Annotated in this window: 22 protein-coding genes and 1 pseudogene; 21 read left to right on the plus strand and 2 right to left on the minus strand. The window is 41.7% G+C overall.

The annotated features are described in order from the left end of the window. Positions 1-321: 321 nt before the first annotated feature. From DYE66_RS04230 to DYE66_RS04285, 11 genes and pseudogenes are all read left to right on the plus strand, one after another. Positions 322-1503: a phosphoglycerate dehydrogenase gene (locus tag DYE66_RS04230; RefSeq protein ID WP_019787576.1), complete on the plus strand. Its 1182-nt coding sequence runs from the start codon at positions 322-324 to the stop codon at positions 1501-1503. Positions 1504-1571: 68 nt separating this feature from the next. Further along, positions 1572-1805 carry a DUF6440 family protein gene (locus DYE66_RS04235; protein ID WP_003001007.1) on the plus strand — a complete coding sequence of 78 codons (234 nt, stop codon included), beginning with the start codon at positions 1572-1574 and terminating at the stop codon, positions 1803-1805. After that, the gene (locus DYE66_RS04240; protein ID WP_003000890.1) at positions 1802-2287 is read left to right on the plus strand and encodes a methylated-DNA--[protein]-cysteine S-methyltransferase; all 486 of its coding nucleotides are present in this window, start codon (positions 1802-1804) and stop codon (positions 2285-2287) included. The genes DYE66_RS04235 and DYE66_RS04240 overlap by 4 nt, the downstream gene beginning before the upstream one ends. A 263-nt stretch (positions 2288-2550) precedes the next feature. Continuing rightward, complete coding sequence (locus DYE66_RS04250) at positions 2551-2907, plus strand: arsenate reductase family protein (protein WP_003000935.1); 357 nt, start codon at positions 2551-2553, stop codon at positions 2905-2907. Positions 2908-3088: 181 nt separating this feature from the next. Then, positions 3089-3195, plus strand: a pseudogene (locus DYE66_RS04255) (arsenate reductase family protein); the annotation flags it as partial. Between the two features lie 112 nt (positions 3196-3307). Next, positions 3308-4171, plus strand: coding sequence for a helix-turn-helix domain-containing protein (locus tag DYE66_RS04260; protein ID WP_003001207.1), 864 nt, complete (start codon positions 3308-3310; stop codon positions 4169-4171). A 353-nt stretch (positions 4172-4524) separates the two neighbouring features. Then, a complete protein-coding gene (locus tag DYE66_RS04265) occupies positions 4525-4686 on the plus strand; it encodes a lacticin 481 family lantibiotic (protein WP_080567926.1) in 162 nt (53 codons plus the stop codon). Positions 4687-4879: 193 nt separating this feature from the next. Next, positions 4880-5905, plus strand: coding sequence for an ATP-binding cassette domain-containing protein (locus DYE66_RS04270; RefSeq protein WP_003001037.1), 1026 nt, complete (start codon positions 4880-4882; stop codon positions 5903-5905). After that, positions 5880-6788, plus strand: coding sequence for an ABC transporter ATP-binding protein (locus DYE66_RS04275; protein ID WP_003001234.1), 909 nt, complete (start codon positions 5880-5882; stop codon positions 6786-6788). Before DYE66_RS04270 ends, DYE66_RS04275 begins: the two co-directional genes overlap by 26 nt. A 6-nt stretch (positions 6789-6794) precedes the next feature. Continuing rightward, positions 6795-7535: an ABC transporter permease gene (locus DYE66_RS04280; RefSeq protein ID WP_003001059.1), complete on the plus strand. Its 741-nt coding sequence runs from the start codon at positions 6795-6797 to the stop codon at positions 7533-7535. Continuing rightward, complete coding sequence (locus tag DYE66_RS04285) at positions 7528-8274, plus strand: ABC transporter permease (protein ID WP_004219370.1); 747 nt, start codon at positions 7528-7530, stop codon at positions 8272-8274. The genes DYE66_RS04280 and DYE66_RS04285 overlap by 8 nt, the downstream gene beginning before the upstream one ends. 99 nt (positions 8275-8373) lie before the next feature. Here the strand turns inward: DYE66_RS04285 and DYE66_RS04290 are convergent, their stop codons facing one another. Beyond that, positions 8374-9204: an exodeoxyribonuclease III gene (locus DYE66_RS04290; RefSeq protein ID WP_003001021.1), complete on the minus strand. Its 831-nt coding sequence runs from the start codon at positions 9202-9204 to the stop codon at positions 8374-8376. 241 nt (positions 9205-9445) lie between these two features. On the opposite strand from DYE66_RS04290, the gene DYE66_RS04295 reads away from it, so the two are divergent. Next, entirely contained in the window at positions 9446-10702 is a 1257-nt protein-coding gene (locus DYE66_RS04295) for an NRAMP family divalent metal transporter (RefSeq protein WP_003000943.1), read from the plus strand. 56 nt (positions 10703-10758) lie between these two features. On the opposite strand, the gene DYE66_RS04300 is transcribed toward DYE66_RS04295, so the two are convergent. Beyond that, entirely contained in the window at positions 10759-11112 is a 354-nt protein-coding gene (locus DYE66_RS04300) for a DUF3397 domain-containing protein (protein WP_004219410.1), read from the minus strand. Positions 11113-11393: 281 nt separating this feature from the next. On the opposite strand from DYE66_RS04300, the gene rplK reads away from it, so the two are divergent. The 9 genes from rplK (at position 11394) to DYE66_RS04345 (ending at position 19589) form a co-directional block, all read left to right on the plus strand. Continuing rightward, positions 11394-11819 carry a 50S ribosomal protein L11 gene (gene rplK, locus DYE66_RS04305; RefSeq protein WP_003001222.1) on the plus strand — a complete coding sequence of 142 codons (426 nt, stop codon included), beginning with the start codon at positions 11394-11396 and terminating at the stop codon, positions 11817-11819. A 94-nt stretch (positions 11820-11913) separates the two neighbouring features. Next, a complete protein-coding gene (rplA, locus tag DYE66_RS04310) occupies positions 11914-12603 on the plus strand; it encodes a 50S ribosomal protein L1 (protein WP_004219368.1) in 690 nt (229 codons plus the stop codon). Between the two features lie 163 nt (positions 12604-12766). Next, positions 12767-13498: a UMP kinase gene (pyrH, locus tag DYE66_RS04315; protein ID WP_003001144.1), complete on the plus strand. Its 732-nt coding sequence runs from the start codon at positions 12767-12769 to the stop codon at positions 13496-13498. Positions 13499-13516: 18 nt separating this feature from the next. Continuing rightward, positions 13517-14074, plus strand: coding sequence for a ribosome recycling factor (frr, locus tag DYE66_RS04320; protein ID WP_004219361.1), 558 nt, complete (start codon positions 13517-13519; stop codon positions 14072-14074). A gap of 64 nt (positions 14075-14138) precedes the next feature. Further along, on the plus strand, positions 14139-14996 hold the full coding sequence (locus DYE66_RS04325) for a CvfB family protein (RefSeq protein WP_003000951.1): 858 nt from the start codon (positions 14139-14141) through the stop codon (positions 14994-14996). 383 nt (positions 14997-15379) lie between these two features. Beyond that, positions 15380-16207 (plus strand): amino acid ABC transporter substrate-binding protein, encoded by an 828-nt coding sequence (locus DYE66_RS04330; protein WP_003000942.1) that lies wholly within the window; start codon positions 15380-15382, stop codon positions 16205-16207. Positions 16208-16355: 148 nt separating this feature from the next. Further along, positions 16356-17243 (plus strand): MetQ/NlpA family ABC transporter substrate-binding protein, encoded by an 888-nt coding sequence (locus tag DYE66_RS04335; RefSeq protein ID WP_003000917.1) that lies wholly within the window; start codon positions 16356-16358, stop codon positions 17241-17243. Positions 17244-17838: 595 nt separating this feature from the next. Further along, positions 17839-18900 carry a methionine ABC transporter ATP-binding protein gene (locus DYE66_RS04340; RefSeq protein ID WP_003000809.1) on the plus strand — a complete coding sequence of 354 codons (1062 nt, stop codon included), beginning with the start codon at positions 17839-17841 and terminating at the stop codon, positions 18898-18900. Then, complete coding sequence (locus DYE66_RS04345; RefSeq protein WP_003000914.1) at positions 18897-19589, plus strand: methionine ABC transporter permease; 693 nt, start codon at positions 18897-18899, stop codon at positions 19587-19589. The genes DYE66_RS04340 and DYE66_RS04345 overlap by 4 nt, the downstream gene beginning before the upstream one ends. Positions 19590-19649 lie beyond the last annotated feature (60 nt).

Raw genomic sequence — 19649 nt, forward strand, 5'->3', positions numbered from 1 at the left:
ATAGCTATCCAATTCCAAATGAGGATAGCTATTTTCATAGAATTCTAGATAAGCATCAAAACTGAAAGTCTATTTAAGGAAAATCAATTGTTTTTGGAATTAAGTCTAACGAAGTGAGGAAAACCTGATATTTTCGCCGTAGTGGCATTATTAGCAACAAAAGTCTTGTTGCTAATAACGGATTTTTTGAGACCTTAGGCTCAAAAAATAGGAATGGAACGCCAATGGCGGTCGCTTCCGTCCGCACTACCTCAGAAAATATCAAAAAATGACTTTTGATTTTTAATAAGTGTAGAATTTTTCAATTAAAAAGGAGAAAATATGGTTTATAGTGTCAAAACCTTTAACAATATTAATCAACTGGGCCTCAAGGAATTGGGCAATAAGTTTCAGGTAGACGGTGATTTGGCAGAAAATCCCGATGCCTTTATTATCCGCAGTCAAAACCTGCACAATACTGACTTCCCAAGCAACCTCAAGGCCATTGCCCGTGCTGGCGCAGGGACCAACAATATCCCTATTGATGAGGCGACCCAAAAAGGGATTGTCGTCTTCAATACCCCAGGAGCCAATGCCAACGCCGTTAAGGAAGCGGTGACGGCTTCCTTACTCTTGTCAGCCCGTGATTATATCGCTGCCAACGCCTGGGTCAACGGACTTTCTGGTGATGATGTGGCTAAGCAGGTCGAAGCAGGCAAGAAGCAGTTTGCTGGAAGTGAAATCCGTGGCAAGACCTTGGGTGTTATCGGTCTCGGTGCTATCGGAGCTCGGATTGCCAATGATGCCCGCCGTCTAGGTATGTCGGTTATGGGTTACGACCCCTATGTCTCTATTGAAGCAGCCTGGAATATTTCCCACCATGTCAAACGGGTGCAAGACATCAAGGAAATCTTTGCCAATGCCGACTACATTACCATTCACGTGCCCTTGACGGATGCTACCCGTGAGACCTTTAATGCTGAGGCTTTTGCCCTGATGAATAAGGGCACCACCGTCATCAACTTTGCTCGGGGTGAATTGGTCAACCATCAAGACCTTTTTGAAGCCATTGAGACGGGCGTGGTCAAACGTTATATTACCGACTTTGCTAGCCAGGACCTTCTCAATAAGGACGGTATCACCGTTTTCCCACATGTCGGCGGTTCGACAGCCGAAGCCGAGCTCAACTGTGCCAAGATGGCCAGTCAGGAAATTCGTCAGTTCATGGAAACAGGCGAAATCACCAACTCGGTCAATTTCCCCAATATGCACCAAGCCTTAGAAGCTCCATATCGCATTACCTTGATTAACCGCAATGTCCCAAATATCGTCGCTCGGATTTCAACAGCGGTTTCTGAGGCCAATATTAATATTGCCAATATCCTTAACCGCTCCAAGGGCGACTACGCCTATACCCTCTTGGACTTGGATGAAACAGATAAAGATAAGATTGATGCCTTGGTGGCAGCCTTTGAGGCTAGTGAGAACATCATCAAGGTTCGCTTGATTCAAGCTCATAAATAGCGTAAAAAGCAGCATCCCCACAAAGATGCTGTTTTTGATACAATAGGAAAGAATAAGGAGGATACGCCATGGATAAACAAGCACTAAAAGACTATCAGAAAGACTTGGGGCAACGCTTTTACGCTTTTGGTTTTAGGGTGGCGCAAGGGACTGGCGCTATCGGAGCGACCGTCTTATATGTGGACAGGGAAACGGGTATTGAATATCTATTTGTTGGCATGGGTGGCGGTAGCCTAACCCCACTCATCAATCCTGATGGAACCCCTAAAATCAATGAAAAGTGGCGCAATGGGGAGCTATGATTTATAAGCAAATCTACCAGTCACCTCTGGGGCCAATCTCCCTGCTAGCTGATGAAGAGCACCTTCTTGGCTGCTGGTTTTTGGGGCAGAAGTATTTTGAGCGAGACTTTGAAGCGGAGACGGTGCTTGAGAAAAAGTCAACGATTCTAGACCATGCCCAAGCTTGGCTGGATGCCTATTTTTCTGGTAAAAATCCCCGGCCCGCTGATTACCTGGCTCCGAATGGGACGGCTTTTCAAGAGCGGGTTTGGCAGGTTCTCAAGACCATTCCGGCTGGTTCCAGTCTGACCTACGGCCAGATTGCTAGGATAGTAGACTGTCGGTCTGCCCAAGCCGTTGGCTCCGCCGTCGGAAAAAATCCCATCAGTATTTTTATCCCCTGCCACCGTGTTCTAGGCAGCCAAGGCCAGCTGACTGGCTATGCTGCTGGGCTGGACAAGAAGGCCTGGTTGCTACGACACGAAGGACTGACAATTAAATAAAGAAATTAAGCGACAGCCAGATAATAGAGCCGATAATGCTCGATTGTCTGACTTAGTAAAAAGTTTAGGCAAGCCACATCAGTGCTTGCCGTAGGAAATAGAGGCATTTTAATGGCCTATTTCCTTAACTGATTGAAACTGAACTCGGCTACACCACTGTGGAAAAAGACAAATCCGTCTTGAAGCTTGATTAGCTTCTGCGACTGATTTCCTATTTTTCTTTGTGGTGCTTAACGCCTCTGTATCTTATGAAAGGAAAGAAAATGTTCACCTTTTACCATTATCCAAAATGCACAACCTGCCAAAGAGCCAAGAAGGAGCTTGACCAATTAGGTATCAGCTACCAGGCCATTGACCTCAAAGAAAATCCACCGACGGCCAAAATCTTAGGTGAGCTCCTAGATTCGTCTGATTATAGTCTTAAACAGCTCTTTAACACCAGCGGCAACAGCTATCGGGCCCTTGGTCTCAAAGATAAATTTGCCAGTCTGACCAGGGAAGAAGCCCTGAACCTCCTAGCTGCCGATGGCATGCTCATCAAGCGTCCCCTCCTGGTCAAGGATGGTAAACTCCTCCAAGTTGGCCATCGGAAGTCGTATAGGGAGTTGGGGTTGAAATAAATAAGCCCATCTCGGCTAAACTGAGATGGGTATTTACCCGTTGTGCCAGTTAATCAGGCATAAACCTTAGAATATTTCAAACTCAGCCCAAATTGGGGCAGGAATTTTTAATAGCTTTTAGCAAAATGAGGCGAGAAGCGATATAAGGGTCGCGTTATTAATGCGGTTAAGGCCAAGGTCTGGCTTAGACCTCCTAGTAGCCGATGGCGTGGTTCCCTCCTAGTTAAGGACGGCAACCTCCTGCAAGTCGGACATCGTAAGTCTTATAAGGAGTTGGAACTAAATTAAATTTTTAGAATTAGTACGCGTTATTATCTTTTTCTAAGTTTTTATATTACCTTAGTTACAAACCTGAAAAATATGATACGATTGTTCTAATGAATAGTTAGGAGGAACTATAATGCTTGGCAAATCACTTGAACTAGGTGAACTTTATAGAGAATTACGGATAGCTAGAGGGTTAAAGCAAAGAGATGTTGCTAGGGATAATTTATCTGTCTCCCAATTATCAAAGTTTGAAAACGGACAGTCTATGTTAGCAGCTGACAAACTTCTTTTAGCTATCCAGGGAATTCATATGACTTTCTCCGAGTTCAGCTATGCATTGACTCAATATCAGGAATCTGATTTATTTAAAATGGGTAAGAAACTAGTGGAGTTTCAGGCTAAAAAGGATATTGATAGCTTAAAGAAAATTTTAGCAGACTATCACAATGAAGAGACTTACGAGGTCTATAATCAACTTAACAGACTAGTTATTAAAGCTACTATCTATAGTTTAGATTCTAATTTAGAAATTACTAGCGAAGAAAAGGAATTTCTAACTTCGTACCTCTATGCTATCGAAGAGTGGACGGAGTATGAACTCTATCTTTTTGGTAATACCCTATTTATCTTATCGGATGATGATTTGATCTTCTTAGGTAAAGCATTTGTCGAACGAGATGAATTATATAGAGAGCTTCCGGAGCATAAGAAGAGGGCTGAGCTTGTCTTAATCAATCTTATTTTAATTTTGGTAGAACATCGTAATATTTACCATGCTTCTTACTTTATTGAAAAACTTGAAGCACTATTATCTTATCAAGATATGTTTGCTAGGGTAGTCTTGATTTTTTTAAAAAAATTAATGAACTATATTAAGGGTGAAACAACCGATTTATCAGAGGTAGAGGCTTATATTAGTCTGGTTGAAAGTTTTGATAATCCTATACTGGTCATGTTTTTGAGGATGAATTTGAAACAGATTATAAAAGAAAATTAGTTTAAAAAAAGAAAGGAGCTCTGAGTGTTGACCCAGAGCTCCTTTTGGGAGAAGTGAAACAAGAAAGTAAAGTATTATCTTTCGCTTTCTTGATTATAGGAATGGTAACAACAAAAAAGGAAAACACGACAAAAGCGTAATTAGTTTTTTAAGCATATTAATTTATCCTCCTTATCTTTATTTTATATTTTACTAGTAAAAAGGAGTAAAATGAGAAATTCGCAAATATGAAAATAATAATTTAAAAAAAGTCAGATTTGCGAATTTCTAAAAAGTAATAAACATGGTGACATACTATTCATGTAAAATATTTGATCAAAATTTTACACTTTAAACATTATAGGTATTTTATCGTGGAAAATTTAAACCATAATGCAGTGATATCTTTGAATGAAGTTTCTGATTCTGAATTAGATACTATTTTTGGGGGTAGTCGTTGGTGGCAAGGCGTTGTACCAACGGTTTCACATGAATGTAATATGAATTCATTCCAACATGTTTTCACATGTTGTTAATGAATTAAAAATTCAACTGCACCCCAAAAGTTAGATAAAGCATCTAACAATTGGGGTGCTTTCTTATAAAATTAAATTACAATGATAAGTTGAAATCCTATTAACCCAAAAGAGAAGTAATGGGTCTCGTACAGAAACTGATTGTGGGGTTCTTCGCCCACTAGGGTGATTTCCAATAAAAAAGGAGAAATTTATGAATACCTCGTTATTTCCTGAATTCTTATCTTACATAAAAGAAAATGATTTGATTATAAAAAAGTCAATGTCCTTTTATAGTGAAGATTTTATTGATTTAAGTATTTTTAAATTGTTCGCTAAGGCTCTTGTTTACTTAATAAATGAAAAACGAGAAAACCAATCTTTAATCGGACTAACCCTGGAGGAAAGATATAAGTATTTCACTAAGCACTATGTGCTTACTGGAATAATATTAGATGAAATTCGTACTAAATTTCCTAATATTCATAATTCATTTGATTACTACATACTTAAAACAAAAAATGTCTCATTTAGTTACTATGGAAATAAGCAAGTAATTAAAGACTTTAATTTAACTATCCGACCAGGTGAAAAAATTGTCATTTTAGGTGAATCAGGGTCTGGCAAGACCACCTTACTTAATGTTCTCTTAGGCTTGTACAACTACCAAGGGGATATATATTACGGGATTAAAGATTTTAGGAAGAAACTTGGTGTTGTTACTCAAAATATGAATTTAACTAGCGGTCCACTTATTAAAAATTTAATTGGTAACTCAAAAATTGCTCCTAAGGTTTTAAACGAGGTGACTGATGCTATAAACGCAGTTAATATGACGGAAACTATTGATCAATTACCAAAAAAGATTTTTTCAAATCTTTTCCAGAATGGGAAGAATCTCTCTGGTGGACAAATTCAAAGATTATTAGTTGCTAAATCCCTTCTAAATGATAGTAAATTGCTAGTTTGGGATGAACCATTCAGTAATTTGGATAATCTTAACCGAGAAAAAATTTACAATAATATCCTGAATTCGTCACTATATAATGATAAAACCTTAATTTTATCTAGCCATCATACTGATTGTGTTAAATATATGGATCGGATTATATTCATTCATTCAAATGGTCAAATAGATATTGGAAGTGATGAAGAATTAAGGAATAACAATCTTGAGTATAAACAATTTATTGGTATTAACAAAGGAGAAAATAATGACAAAACCAATATTATCAATTAAAAATTTATCCAAATCATTTGGAGACCAAAAGGTGTTGGAACATCTTAATATGGAAATTACCCCGGGTGAGATTTATGGTTTCTTAGGGGTTAATGGAGCAGGTAAGTCAACTGCCATGAAGATTATTTTAGGGCTACTTCCTAAAGATAAGGGCGAAATTGTTGCCCTAGGTCACTCTTTACCTCAGAATCGAAGCCAGGTCTTACATGAGATTGGGGCCTTAATTGAAGAACCTTCCTTTTATCCCAACCTAACTGGCTACGAAAACTTGCAAATGATTCAAGAATTAGCTAGCTTACCAAAAGAAAACATAAAAGTTGCTATGGAAGCTACTGGCATTTACTATGCTAAAGATAAATTAGTACGAAACTATTCTTTAGGGATGAAACAACGGCTTGGTATTTCCATGGCATTGATTAAGTTTCCTAAAATTCTTATCTTAGATGAACCGACAAACGGGCTAGACCCTGATGGAATCCATCAAATGCGACAATTGATTCGTTCATTGCCGCAAAAATTTAATATGACGGTTTTAATTTCAAGCCATATTCTTTCAGAAATTGAAAATCTGGCTGATACAGTTGGCATTATTAAAGATGGAAACCTTATTTATGAAGGTGGTATTAATCAATTACTTAACCAAGAAAAGAAGTACAGGCTAAGGGGAAACAACTTAGAAAAGGCAGCTCGTATCATTCAAGATTTTGATGATAAGATTACTCTTACAAAAGAGGATGATGACACCCTCTTAATATCGTTGCCTGATCATGTGTTTATTCCGGACATAGTCGCTCAATTAGTTTATAACGAACTTCAATTGTATGAATTTTATGGGGTGAAAAAGACTTTGGAATCAGTCTTTCTAGACATAACTAAGGAGTGATTAATCATGAAACAGCTACGTAGCGAAATCCAAAAATATAAGCGTAACAAACTTTGGTTACCAATTTTAGGCCTATTTTTATTTTCGATTTATTGGTGTTCGGTTAGTAATAACCTCCAGATTAATAAAAATTCATCTAATATTTTTCAGACCTTAATCTTTAACCTCTACACTATTAATAATTTAATTATTCCCTTTAGTGCAGCTCTACTGGCTTCTCGCATGGTATTAGTAGATAGAAAAAACCGTATGTATAGCGTATTATTTACCAACGGTGGAAATGAGATTGGCTTATTTCTAAGTAAATATATCCTAGGACTTCTAATACTTTTAATTGGTTTTGTATGTCAGCTTGTCTTCACAGTTATCTCAAGTAAGCAATATCATACAACCATTAATAACAATGAGTTAATCCTATTTATTATTGCCATGCTGTTAGGAAGCGGGACAATATTACTTATTCAACTTCTGCTTTCTTTTGTGATTAAGTCATCAATTGTTCCTATAGTTATCGGTCTTGCTGGTAGCTTTTTGAGTATGCTTACTTCAGGAGTATTGCAAAAGCAGGTTACTATTTTTATTCCTTGGGAGTATCTTTCAACTTTGAGCCCTTACACTATTAATAATAGTGGGATTCACTCCTTAACTAATTATCCATTCTATTTTAGTCTAGTGCTTATTATCCATCTACTTCTATTAATTGCCTCAATCTGGTTAGTATTAAAAGAAAGGATTATCCATGAATAATCAGTTAATCAAATGGGAGCTTAAGAAACAACAGCATACCTTTCTCCCAATTATTTTACTTTGTTTTATTATTGTCGCTGTTTTTCTTGGCTCTTTTCTATATTTTATGAACCAACAAGTCTTTAGTAAAGACCAAACACAATGGCTAGCTTTATGGGGTGAAATTGGTCTATTTTATGCCCAGTTATTTTTCCCATTACTAATTGCCATTATTGTCAATGCTATCTGGTATCGGGAGTTAGATAGAAATAGTTGGTACCTGCCATCGTTGCTACCGATAAGAGGAGGTAATCTCCTAATGGCAAAGGTTATTATTGCTTCTTTTTATTCTCTACTTAGCCAAACTTTGTTGATTATTTTATACTACCTAATTGCTAGCTTGGCTCATTTCCCATTAGCACATGTCAATCCAGCTACTTTAATTTTTTGGGGGCTACTGGGGTGGAGCGGTAGCCTTTCAATTATTGCTCTACAATTCTTTGTTTCTATTAGGTTTAGTCAATTTACATCACTGATTTTTGCATTAATTCTAGGATTAGGTAATTTTGTAACCTTATTAATGGGACCCACGATTTTTAATCTCTATCCCTACTCTCAGATTGCTGTTGGAATGAGAGTTCGTTCATATGAAAATATGTCCTTTTCTGAACTTGCTCTTTTTCTAATTATTAATATAGTTTGGATGACAATCGGGATATCCCTTTCTAGAATTACGATGCTTAAAAAGTATCATTTCTAGTAGATAAAAAAATTCCTACTCATTGAGCAGGAATTTTTTTATAGTGGAGCTGTGGGCCTAGCTAGCACCTACCCAGATCAGCCAATTAGCCTCGTGACATTAAATATCAATCTCTAGAAGAATTGGCCCATGGTCTTGGCGGCTGCCGGAGTCAATCATGTCGGATTTGCTGATTTTATCGGCAATGCGGTTGCTGGTCAGCCAGTAGTCAATCCGCCAGCCGGTGTTGTTAATCTTGCTGGTCTTGCTGCGTTGAGCCCACCAGGAGTAAACATTAGGAATGTCGCCGTGCATGTAGCGGAAGGTATCGGTGAAGCCCTTATCCAAGAGGTTGGTGAAGCCTTGACGCTCTTCATCGGTAAAGCCGGGAGAGCGACGGTTGCTAGTTGGATTGGCCAGGTCGATTTCCTTGTGAGCAACATTGTAGTCCCCGCTAGCTAGGACAGGTTTTTGCTGGTCCAAGCCAACAAGGTAGTCGGCATATTTTTGATCCCAGATTTGACGCTCCTCAAGGCGACGGAGGCCATCGCCAGCGTTAGGGGTATAGACCTGGGTGACAAAGAACTTGTCAAATTCTAGGGTGATGATGCGTCCCTCATCATCCATGGTTGAGGGAGCGTCGATTTCTGGATAGGTGATGGTTGGCTCTGGTAGGCTGTTCTTATAGAGAAACATGGTGCCAGCATAGCCCTTGCGAGCAGGCTCAACTGAGGAACGCCAAGCAATCTGGTAGTCGGGGAAATAATCTTCCAGTAGGGCTAGGTGCTTCTTTGTCGGTCCCTTGGCAGAGAGTTTGGTTTCCTGGATGGCGATAATATCGGCATCTTGCTCGACCAGACTGTCAATAACCTGACGTGAGAGCTGGGCCCTGGCTGAATCACTAGTCAGGGCAGCATTGAGTGAATCTATATTCCAAGAAATGAGTTTCATAAGTCTATCCTTTTTCTATCAAGTTTCCTCCATTATAACAAATTGGCTACTAGTCCGTGGAAGATTTAGCTGGCCATCGTGACGGCTGGCAAAATTCTTTTCGGAGAAAATCACTTGGAAAAAATCCGCTAAATTTCCAGAAAATTTCCAAAATAGTCTTGACAGTCGGTTTTTCAGGGCTTATAATGGATGTCACATTTGACAGAAAAGTCAGAAAATTATAGATAAAAGAGGTAGCTTTATGACAGAAGAAGCAACATCCACTTGGCGAACAAAACTCAGGGCTATGGGACCCGGAATCCTCATGGCTTCCGCAGCCGTCGGTGGTTCCCACATCGTCTCATCGACCCAGGCTGGTGCCATCTATGGTTGGCAATTGGCCATTATCATCCTTTTGATTAACGTTTTTAAGTACCCATTCTTTCGTTTTGGGTCTGAATATACTATGCAGACGGGGAAGACCTTGATTGAAGGTTATGCCGAGCGTGGCAAGGTCACCCTCTGGGTTTTCTTCATCCTCAATGTTTTTTCAGCTATTGTAAACACGGCTGCTGTAGGGATTCTTTGTGCAGCCATTCTCTACAATATCTTTCCCGATGGCTTTGGTCTCAGTATTTCCCAGTTGACGACTATTCTAATCGTTTTAATCTGGGCCATGCTTTTGATTGGTGGCTATAAGTTCCTTGATGGTCTGGCCAAGTGGGTCATGACCGCCTTGACTTTGGCGACTGTAGCAGCAGTAGTGATTGCCCTTTTTAAGCATCGGGAATATGCTCCCAACTTTGTTGCTCCAACTCCTTGGCGTCTAGCGGCCCTACCCTTTATCGTTTCTCTTATGGGTTGGATGCCAGCACCGATTGAAATTTCAGCCATCAACTCCATGTGGTCAGCTGAAAAACGTAAGATCGTTAAGATGTCTTATCTGGATGGTCTCTTTGATTTCAATGTTGGTTATATTGGAACAGCAGTTCTGGCCCTGATTTTCCTCGCCCTAGGTGCTCTTATTCAATTTGGTTCAGGTAAGGCTATTCAAGGGGCTTCAGCACCCTACATCGCTCAGTTCATTAAGATGTATACTTCCGTCTTGGGAGACTGGGCTCGCTTCCTGATTGCCCTGATTGCCTTCTTGTGTATCTTTGGAACCGTCATTACCGTTATTGATGGTTATTCTCGGGCCAATAATGAAACCCTGCGTCTGATTTTAGATAAGGATGAAACATCGCAAAAAGCCCTCAATATTTGGATGACCGTTACGGCTGGTATTGGCTTGATTGTTGTTTATTTCTTCGCTGGTAATGTCGCTAATATGGTTCGTTTCTCCATGATTGCTTCCTTCATTACCACACCATTCTTTGCCTATCTCAACTACAAACTGGTTGATAATGATGGTCATAAGATTGCCCCTTGGCTCAAATGGCTTTCTATCGCTGGTCTCATTTACCTCTTTGGTTTTGCCATCTTCTTTATTGTGGCTTGGCTGACGGGTAATATTGGTTAAGGCTTAAGTTTTTAAGACAATAAAAAAATCGGATATCCATGTGGATGTCCGATTTTTTATCGTAAGGCGATGAGGATTAGGGTGACAATATAGAAGATGGCTGTCAGTAGGTAGCCCATTCGCCAGAAGAGCTTGAAGAAACGTTTGTAGGAGAAGATCCTAATCTTCCCGGCCTTGCGCAAGATGAAGAGGCAGGTGGCGATAGCTAGCAGGCACATCATCAGGAGGTACTGCGGGAAAAAATTATGGGTGAAGTAGCGCCCCGAGATATAAATGATGGCTACCGCTAAGAAGGGTAGGGAGAGGTCAGGAAATTTGATGCTAAAGCGTTTGAGATCAAAATAGCGGACCAGGGATTGGGCCAAAAAGGGGATGATAAAGAAGTAGAGAACTGCGAAAATGTATATCATAAGACTATTTTATCCTGATTAGAGAATAAAGTAAACTTATTCTGAGGAAAAAGTGAAAAATCCTTGCAAAATCAGCCTATTCCTGTATAATATTAAGGGTGTGTCTGGTACCCCAGGCATGCCTGTGGGAGGTAACTACTCTTTATAAAATAAGCAGATACTTCGTTAATGCGTTTTGCTGGACTCGAGTCCTATCTGTAGCGCCTTGACTGGTCTCTCCCTTGTTTTCTCTTGAGTAAAATCTATTCTTACCGCCAAAACCACAAAGGAGGAAATTACAAATGGCTAAAAAAGTCGAAAATGTCGTAAAACTTCAAATTCCTGCTGGTAAAGCGACTCCAGCTCCACCGGTTGGACCTGCTCTTGGTCAAGCCGGAATCAACATCATGGGATTCACCAAAGAGTTTAACGCTCGTACTGCTGACCAAGCAGGTATGCTGATCCCAGTTGTTATCTCTGTGTATGAAGATAAATCATTTGATTTCATCACAAAAACTCCACCAGCTGCTGTTCTTTTGAAAAAGGCTGCCGGTGTCGACAAGGGTTCAGGTGAACCAAACAAAACTAAGGTTGCTAGCGTTACTCGTGCACAAGTACAAGAAATCGCTGAAACTAAGATGCCTGACCTGAACGCTGCAAACATCGAATCTGCTATGCGCATGATCGAAGGTACTGCTCGTTCAATGGGATTCACTGTTACTGACTAATAGGAATTCTAAGACACCCGCATTCATCGCTTGCCGGTGAAGGTGTGGAAGATGAAAGTCGATAGGACCACATTACACAAGGAGAAAGAATAACATGGCTAAAAAAAGCAAACAAATGCGTGCTGCTCTTGAGAAGGTAGATACTTCTAAAGCATACAGCGTTGAAGAAGCTGTTGCACTCGCAAAAGAAACAAACTTCGCAAAATTTGATGCAACTGTAGAAGTTGCCTACAACCTTAACATTGATGTTAAGAAGGCTGACCAACAAATCCGTGGGGCAATGGTCTTGCCAAACGGTACTGGTAAAATTCAACGAGTTCTTGTTTTCGCTCGTGGTGCTAAAGCTGAAGAAGCTAAGGCTGCTGGTGCAGACTTCGTTGGGGAAGATGACCTCGTTACTAAAATCAACGATGGTTGGTTGGACTTCGATGTTGTTATCGCAACACCTGATATGATGGCAATCGTTGGTCGTCTTGGACGTGTCCTCGGCCCACGTAACCTTATGCCAAACCCTAAGACTGGTACAGTAACTATGGATGTTGCCAAGGCTGTTGAAGAATCTAAGGGTGGTAAAATCACTTACCGTGCTGACAAGGCTGGTAACGTGCAAACTATCATCGGTAAGGTATCCTTCGAGGCTGACAAGCTGGTTGAAAACTTCAAGGCTTTCAACGATGTTATCGCCAAAGCTAAACCAGCGACGGTTAAAGGTGCTTACATCACTAACCTTTCTATTTCAACAACCCAAGGTGTTGGTATCAAGGTTGATAGCAACTCACTTTAATCGTTTGAATAGGATAAATAAAAGACCGGCTGGACCGGTCTTTTTCTTTGCCCTGGTTTTTAACTTATTTGCTTGGGAAATTTATTTTTTAAACTGCTAGGAGAAAGACTTCATTTATGATAAAATAATTAGGATGAGTTCGAATTGAAGAGGAGATAGATTGATGGTAGAACCAAAGTACAAACGTGTTTTGATTAAACTCTCTGGTGAAGCTTTGGCAGGGGCTAAGGGCGTTGGGATTGACTTGCCAACTGTTCAAACTATAGCCAAGGAGATTGCTGAGGTTCATGAGCTGGGCGTGCAAATTGCCTTGGTTATCGGTGGTGGTAACCTCTGGCGGGGAGAGCCAGCTGCTCAGGCTGGTATGGACCGTGTTCAGGCCGACTACACCGGCATGTTGGGGACCGTCATGAATGCCTTGGTTATGGCAGACAGCCTCAAGCAGGTTGGTGTTGACACCCGGGTGCAGACAGCCATTGCCATGCAATCTGTTGCCGAGCCTTACATTCGTGGTCGGGCCCTGCGTCACCTTGAAAAGGGTCGGATTGTTATCTTTGGTGCTGGTATTGGCTCTCCTTATTTTTCAACCGATACGACAGCAGCGCTTCGGGCAGCCGAAGTTGAAGCTGATGCTATTCTCATGGCCAAGAACGGTGTCGATGGTGTCTATAATGATGACCCTCGTAAGAATGCCGATGCTGTTAAGTTTGATGAATTGACCCATGTGGAAGTTATCAAACGTGGCCTTAAGATTATGGATGCAACGGCTGCGACTATGTCTATGGATAATGATATTGACCTGGTTGTCTTCAACATGAATGAGCCTGGTAATATCAGACGGGTCGTCTTCGGTGAACCAATCGGAACAACTGTTTCAAATAAATCTTCTCACTAAAAAGAAAAGGAATTGATTATGGCAAATCCAATTATTGATAAAGCAAACGAACGTTTTAAACATTCTCACGAAGCCTTGGGACGTGAATTTTCTGCTATCCGTGCTGGCCGTGCAAATGCTAGCCTTTTAGACCGCATTGAAGTGGACTATTATGGAGCTCCAACTCCCCTTAATCAATTGGCTTCTATCACCGTTCCGGAAGCTCGAGTTCTCTTAATTTCCCCATTTGATAAAAACTCTATCAAGGAAATTGAACGAGCTATCAACGAATCAGACCTGGGTATCAACCCAGCCAACGATGGTTCTGTCATTCGCCTGGTAATTCCAGCCTTGACCGAAGAAACGCGTAAGGACTTGGCCAAGGAAGTGAAGAAACTTGGTGAAAATGCCAAGGTTGCTATCCGCAATATCCGTCGCGATGCCATGGATGATGCCAAGAAGCAAGAAAAAGACAAAGAAATTACGGAAGACGAGCTCAAGTCTTTGGAAAAGGATATCCAAAAGGCTACAGACGATGCTGTCAAGAAGATTGATAGCATGACTAATGAAAAAGAAAAAGAATTGCTAACCGTTTAAAAGCAAGCAGAGAGGGTCTGGGACTGGAGCGTCTCAGACCTTTCCTGTTCAATGAGGAAATCCAATGAATAATATACTAGCAAAAACCATTACAGCTATGGTGACTGACCAAAATGAGCACTATTATTTTGTGCAAAAGGATGGAGTGACCCTGGCCCTGGATAAGAAAGAAGGAGACCATCAACTGGGGCAGCTGGTCCAGGGCTTTGCCTATAGTGACCTGCACCAAAAGCTTCGCCTGACCACCCTGCCAATTTCAGCTACTCGCGACAGCCATGGCTGGGGTGTAGTGACCGAGGTCCGTCGGGACCTGGGAGTCTTTCTGGATACAGGCCTTCCTGATAAGCAAGTCGTCGTTTCTCTGGACGTTCTGCCAGAGATTAAGGAGCTTTGGCCTAAGAAGGGTGATAAGCTCTACGTGTCCTTGGAGGTTGACAAGAAGGACCGTATCTGGGCCCTTCCTGCTCCAGCAGAGGTCTTTCAAAAGCTAGCTGGTCCCGCCTACGATAATATGCAAAATGAGAAACTGCGGGCCATCGTCTACCGTCTCAAATTGTCAGGTACTTTTGTCTATTTGCCTGATAATAATATGTTGGGCTTCATTCATCCCAGCGAGCGTTACACAGAACCTCGTTTAGGACAGGAGCTGGAAGCCCGTGTCATTGGTTACCGCCAGGTTGACCGCACTCTCAATCTCTCGCTCAAGCCCCGTTCTTTTGAAATGTTGGAAGCTGATGCCCAGATGATTTTGACCTATTTAGAAGGCCAGGGCGGGTTTATGACCCTCAATGATAAGTCATCGCCAGCAGAAATCAAGGCTACCTTTGGTATCTCTAAGGGCCAATTCAAAAAAGCTTTGGGTGGGCTCATGAAGGCCGGCAAAATTAAGCAGGATTCAAGTGGGACAGAAGTTCTGAAATAAGTAATACTCTTCAAAAATCAAAACTATCCATCGTTAACTCACTTTGCCGTACCTGCTGAGGAAAGCGAAGCTTTCCCTATTTCCAACCTCAAAAGGTCTCCCAGACCTTTTGAGCTGCCTGCATTTCGTTGCCTTGGCCACTTTTGATTTTTATTGAGTATAAGGAGCTGGGCTAATAGCCTAGCTTTTTTGATAGAAATCTGGGGTTGTTTTCTCCTGCCTTGAGGGGTAATGGGGGAGTAGAAAACGTGCAGACTTGTAGCTGATAAAGAAGGTTTAAGACGTGATAAGAATTGCCTATCACTTGATTGGTTTTAAATATTTGTTTGCCTTCATCAAAGGTGGTAAGATAATTTTATACTTAAAAAGGTTAGGAGTTTTTTATGAAACTTAAAAATATTGTGAAATTGGGTGCCGTTGCGGTGGCTTCTGTCGCTATTTTAGCAGCCTGTGGCTCCAAATCTTCCGGCAAAGAAACGGTTAACTTTGCCACGGTTGGGACGACCAATCCCTTCTCTTATGAGGACAAGGATAGCAACCTGACTGGTTACGATATTGAAGTGGCCAAGGCTGTTTTCAAGGGTTCTAAAAAGTACGAGGTTAAATTCAAAAAGACCGAATGGTCATCTGTTTTTGATGGCCTTGGTTCTGGAAAATACCAGATGGCCGGAAACAATATCTCCTATGATAAGGATCGGGCCAAACGCTACCTCTACTCTGAGCCTACAGGGACAACGCCAACGGTCTTGACCGTTGGTAAGGACAGCGATATTCAATCTTTTGATGATATTGGTGGCCACTCAACCCAAGTCGTTCAAGGGACAACAACCGCCAAGCAATTGGAAGACTACAATAAGAAGCACTCTGATAATCAGGTTAAAATCAATTACACAGAAGAAGATATTCCACAAATTCTGCGGAGTTTGAACGATGGTAAGTTTGACTTTAAACTCTTTGATGCACCAACTGTTAATGCGGTTATCAAGAGTCAGAATCTCTCAAACTTGAAGACTATTGATGTGCCATCTGACCAAAAGCCATTCATCTACTTTGTCTTCTCTAATGACCAAAAGGATCTGCAAAAGTTTGTCAACAAGCGTTTGGAAAAACTGCAAAAGGACGGAACTCTTTCTAGGTTAGCTGAGAAATATCTGGGCAACAAGGATTATGTGCCAACAGCTAAGGACATGAAGGTGCCTTCTAATAAATAGCCGAGAAGGGCGCAAGGCCCTTTTTTGCTGGTCCAAGGCTAGAACTTATAGTTATTAGCTATATGATCATACAATAATAAACAATTTGAAAGCCTACTGTCCTTATGGGATAATAGACTCACGATAATTAGAAAAGAGGTCCTCTGATATGAAGTGGAAAAAGATAATTGGAATTCTCGCGGTAGTGGCTGCAGCAGCCTTCTTCTTGACAGCCTGCGGCTCTAAATCCAGCAGTAAAAATGAACTGAAGATTGGGGTCATGACGCTAGATGATTCTAGTAAGCCAATCTGGGATCAGGTCAAGAAGGATATGGCTAAGAAGGGTGTGACCATCAAGCTGGTTCAATTCTCAGACTATAACCAACCCAATAAGGCCCTCCAAAGTGGTGATGTTGATGTCAATGCCTTCCAACACCATTATTTCCTTGATAACTGGAATAAAAAAGCAAAATCCAACTTGGTTGTTGTCGGAGACACCTACATCAGCCCAATTCGTTTCTTCTCCAAGGCTAAATCTAATGGCAAGCCTGAATATGCTGATGTGAAAGACCTGCCAGAGGGTGCCAAGGTCCTGGTTCCTAATGATGCCACTAATGAAAGTCGCTCTCTCTTCTTACTTCAATCAGCTGGCTTGATTAAGCTGTCGACTAAAGAAGGTGGCCTAGCTACTCTCAAGGATGTGACTGAAAATCCTAAGGACTTGGATTTCAAGGAAGTAGATGCTAGTCAAACGGCAAGAGAAGTCAAGTCTGGCGATGTTGATGCTGCAGTTGTTAATAATTCCTTTGTCCAATCGGCCAAGATTTCTTATGATACGGCCATCTATAAAGAAGACGTTTCAGGAAGCAATGCTAAACAATGGTATAATGTCATTGCGGCTAAGTCAGACTGGAAGAAGTCCAAGAAGGCTGATGCCATTAAGACTTTGCTCAAGGTTTACCAAACCGATAAGACGGCTAAAACGATCAACAAGGCAACCAAGGGTGTTGACCAAGCTGTCTGGAAGGGTGCCCCTGAGTTTAAGTCAGCCAAATAAGCAATTACTTATACTCTTCAAAAATCAAAACTATCTCACGGATAAAGTCACTCTATAGTTTTTCATTAGAGTGACTACGAAAACTACAATCGTAGTTTTCTATATCCCTGACTAACTCTGTATAAACTGTGGCAACGACAGTTTGTACCTCGTGTCGCATCGTTAACTCACTTTGCTGTATTTACTGAGGAAAGCAAAGCTTTCCCTATTTCCAACCTCAAAAGGTCTGCCAGACCTTTTGAGCTACCTGCAGTTCGTGCGATGCGGAGCAAAGTTGGTCGATTTCACCAACTTTGTGAGGTTAGTAAGGGAGCTAGGCAATCGCTATAGAGATTGCCGTTTGGGAGTAAGACAGAAGGGCTTTGACAGATGCCAAAACCTTCGTCGTCTTACCCCAGCAAGGGTGACTAGCTGTCTGCTGTGCCACAAAGTGGCGCAAAGATAGCAGACACCTACTGCGATATCAGTCACTTTAGTGACTTGATGTCATTGCTCCCTACCTTGGCTAGATTGATTTTTATTGAGTATTAGTTTATAGAAAAGGGGCTGAGAGCACCGAGCTTTCAGCTTTCCTTGTTTTATAGAGGAGAAGAATATGAGTGATGCATTAATTCAACTGGATCATATTGATATTACCTTCCATCAAAAAAAGAAGGAGATTCAGGCTGTTAAGGATGTGACCGTCCATATTAACCAAGGTGACATTTATGGAATCGTTGGTTATTCGGGAGCGGGTAAGTCTACCTTAGTCCGAGTGATCAATCTCTTACAGACACCAAATTCAGGATCGGTCAAGGTGGCTGGACAGGACCTTTTTAAAGAGGGTCAGGTTCAATTAAAGTCCAATGAGCTAAGGCAGAAAAGACGAGAAATCGGCATGATTTTCCAACATTTTAACCTGATGGCCCAAAAGACGGCTCGACAAAATGTCGCCTTTGCCCTCAAGCACAGCGACCTGTCTAAGGAAGCCAAGGCCAAGAAGGTTGAGGAACTCTTGGATTTGGTCGGTTTAGCAGACAGGGCTGAAAACTACCCAGCCCAGTTGTCTGGTGGTCAGAAGCAGCGGGTGGCCATTGCGCGTGCCCTAGCCAATGACCCCAAGATTCTGATTTCTGATGAATCGACCTCTGCCTTGGACCCTAAGACGACCAAGCAGATTTTGGCCCTCCTGCAGGATCTAAATAAGAAGCTGGGGCTGACGGTGGTCATGATCACCCACGAGATGCAGATTGTTAAGGATATCTGTAACCGAGTGGCTGTCATGCAAAATGGCTCCCTGATTGAAGAAGGAACGGTTCTGGATATTTTCTCAAATCCTAAGGAAGAATTGACCCAGGACTTCATCAAAACGGCTACAGGTATTGATGATGCTCTGGTAAAGATTAACCGTCAGGACGTTGTCGCGAATTTGAAGCCCGGCAATCAGATTGTTCTCCTGCGTTACGCAGGTTCTTCAACAGATGAACCCCTCCTCAACACCATTTACAAGGAATATGAAGTCTTAGCTAATATTCTTTATGCTAATATCGAAATCTTAGACGATACTCCGGTTGGTGAGATGGTTGTTGTTCTGTCAGGCCAAAGAGTTGCTCAGGCTTTAGAAGCCATTGAAGCGGCAGGTGTTTCTGTTTCTATTTTGAAGGGAGGTCAAGCATGATTGATTTACTTCAGCAATATTTTCCCAATGCCCATTCCTTAGGCTGGACCGGTGATTATGGTTGGTGGGCTGCCATCGTGGCTACTATTTATATGACCTTCTGGAGCTTCCTGATTGGGGGCGCTCTAGGTCTGGTCCTTGGTCTCTTCCTAGTTCTGACAGGGCCAGGTGGGATTATCGCGAACCGCTATGTTTTCTGGGTTTTGGATAAGTTAGTTTCCATTTTCCGGGCCTTCCCTTTCATTATTTTGCTGGCTATTTTGTCTGGCTTTACCAAATTTTTGGTCGGTCAACAAATTGGGACAACGGCAGCCTTGGTCCCTCTGTCCGCAGCGACCTTCCCCTTCTTTGCTCGTCAGGTTCAGGTGGTCTTTTCGGATATGGACCGTGGTGTCATTGAGGCTGGTCAAGCCAGTGGTGCCACCCTCTGGGACATCATCAAGATTTACTTGACTGAGGGTCTGCCAGAATTGATTCGGGTGGCCACTGTGACCTTGATTTCCCTGGTTGGTGAAACCGCTATGGCAGGTGCTGTTGGTGCCGGTGGCCTCGGAGATATGGCTATTAATAAGGGATTTAATATCTTTGAAACAGATGTGACCATTGTGGCAACCGTCTTTATCCTCCTCCTGATTTTTATTATCCAATTTACTGGTGATTTCTTAACGAGAAAGCTCAGCCATAAATAATCAAGATAAATTCCCAAAGCACTCCAGAGCTTGGTCAAGCTATTCCGGGGTGCTTTTTTC

The organism is Streptococcus downei MFe28 (assembly GCF_900459175.1).
GTDB classification, from domain to species: Bacteria; Bacillota; Bacilli; order Lactobacillales; family Streptococcaceae; genus Streptococcus; species Streptococcus downei.

What these genes read in the sequence shown, in the direction of transcription:
- DYE66_RS04270 (WP_003001037.1), top strand. Translation starts at nt 4,880, where the DNA reads ATGAATACCTCGTTATTTCCTGAATTCTTATCTTACATAAAAGAAAAT.
- DYE66_RS04300 (WP_004219410.1), bottom strand. Translation starts at nt 11,112, where the DNA reads ATGATATACATTTTCGCAGTTCTCTACTTCTTTATCATCCCCTTTTTG.
- DYE66_RS04285 (WP_004219370.1), top strand. Translation starts at nt 7,528, where the DNA reads ATGAATAATCAGTTAATCAAATGGGAGCTTAAGAAACAACAGCATACC.
- DYE66_RS04235 (WP_003001007.1), top strand. Translation starts at nt 1,572, where the DNA reads ATGGATAAACAAGCACTAAAAGACTATCAGAAAGACTTGGGGCAACGC.
- rplK (WP_003001222.1), top strand. Translation starts at nt 11,394, where the DNA reads ATGGCTAAAAAAGTCGAAAATGTCGTAAAACTTCAAATTCCTGCTGGT.
- DYE66_RS04340 (WP_003000809.1), top strand. Translation starts at nt 17,839, where the DNA reads ATGAGTGATGCATTAATTCAACTGGATCATATTGATATTACCTTCCAT.
- DYE66_RS04230 (WP_019787576.1), top strand. Translation starts at nt 322, where the DNA reads ATGGTTTATAGTGTCAAAACCTTTAACAATATTAATCAACTGGGCCTC.
- DYE66_RS04280 (WP_003001059.1), top strand. Translation starts at nt 6,795, where the DNA reads ATGAAACAGCTACGTAGCGAAATCCAAAAATATAAGCGTAACAAACTT.
- pyrH (WP_003001144.1), top strand. Translation starts at nt 12,767, where the DNA reads ATGGTAGAACCAAAGTACAAACGTGTTTTGATTAAACTCTCTGGTGAA.
- DYE66_RS04260 (WP_003001207.1), top strand. Translation starts at nt 3,308, where the DNA reads ATGCTTGGCAAATCACTTGAACTAGGTGAACTTTATAGAGAATTACGG.
- DYE66_RS04240 (WP_003000890.1), top strand. Translation starts at nt 1,802, where the DNA reads ATGATTTATAAGCAAATCTACCAGTCACCTCTGGGGCCAATCTCCCTG.
- DYE66_RS04335 (WP_003000917.1), top strand. Translation starts at nt 16,356, where the DNA reads ATGAAGTGGAAAAAGATAATTGGAATTCTCGCGGTAGTGGCTGCAGCA.
- frr (WP_004219361.1), top strand. Translation starts at nt 13,517, where the DNA reads ATGGCAAATCCAATTATTGATAAAGCAAACGAACGTTTTAAACATTCT.
- DYE66_RS04295 (WP_003000943.1), top strand. Translation starts at nt 9,446, where the DNA reads ATGACAGAAGAAGCAACATCCACTTGGCGAACAAAACTCAGGGCTATG.
- DYE66_RS04275 (WP_003001234.1), top strand. Translation starts at nt 5,880, where the DNA reads ATGACAAAACCAATATTATCAATTAAAAATTTATCCAAATCATTTGGA.
- DYE66_RS04345 (WP_003000914.1), top strand. Translation starts at nt 18,897, where the DNA reads ATGATTGATTTACTTCAGCAATATTTTCCCAATGCCCATTCCTTAGGC.
- rplA (WP_004219368.1), top strand. Translation starts at nt 11,914, where the DNA reads ATGGCTAAAAAAAGCAAACAAATGCGTGCTGCTCTTGAGAAGGTAGAT.
- DYE66_RS04330 (WP_003000942.1), top strand. Translation starts at nt 15,380, where the DNA reads ATGAAACTTAAAAATATTGTGAAATTGGGTGCCGTTGCGGTGGCTTCT.
- DYE66_RS04250 (WP_003000935.1), top strand. Translation starts at nt 2,551, where the DNA reads ATGTTCACCTTTTACCATTATCCAAAATGCACAACCTGCCAAAGAGCC.
- DYE66_RS04325 (WP_003000951.1), top strand. Translation starts at nt 14,139, where the DNA reads ATGAATAATATACTAGCAAAAACCATTACAGCTATGGTGACTGACCAA.
- DYE66_RS04290 (WP_003001021.1), bottom strand. Translation starts at nt 9,204, where the DNA reads ATGAAACTCATTTCTTGGAATATAGATTCACTCAATGCTGCCCTGACT.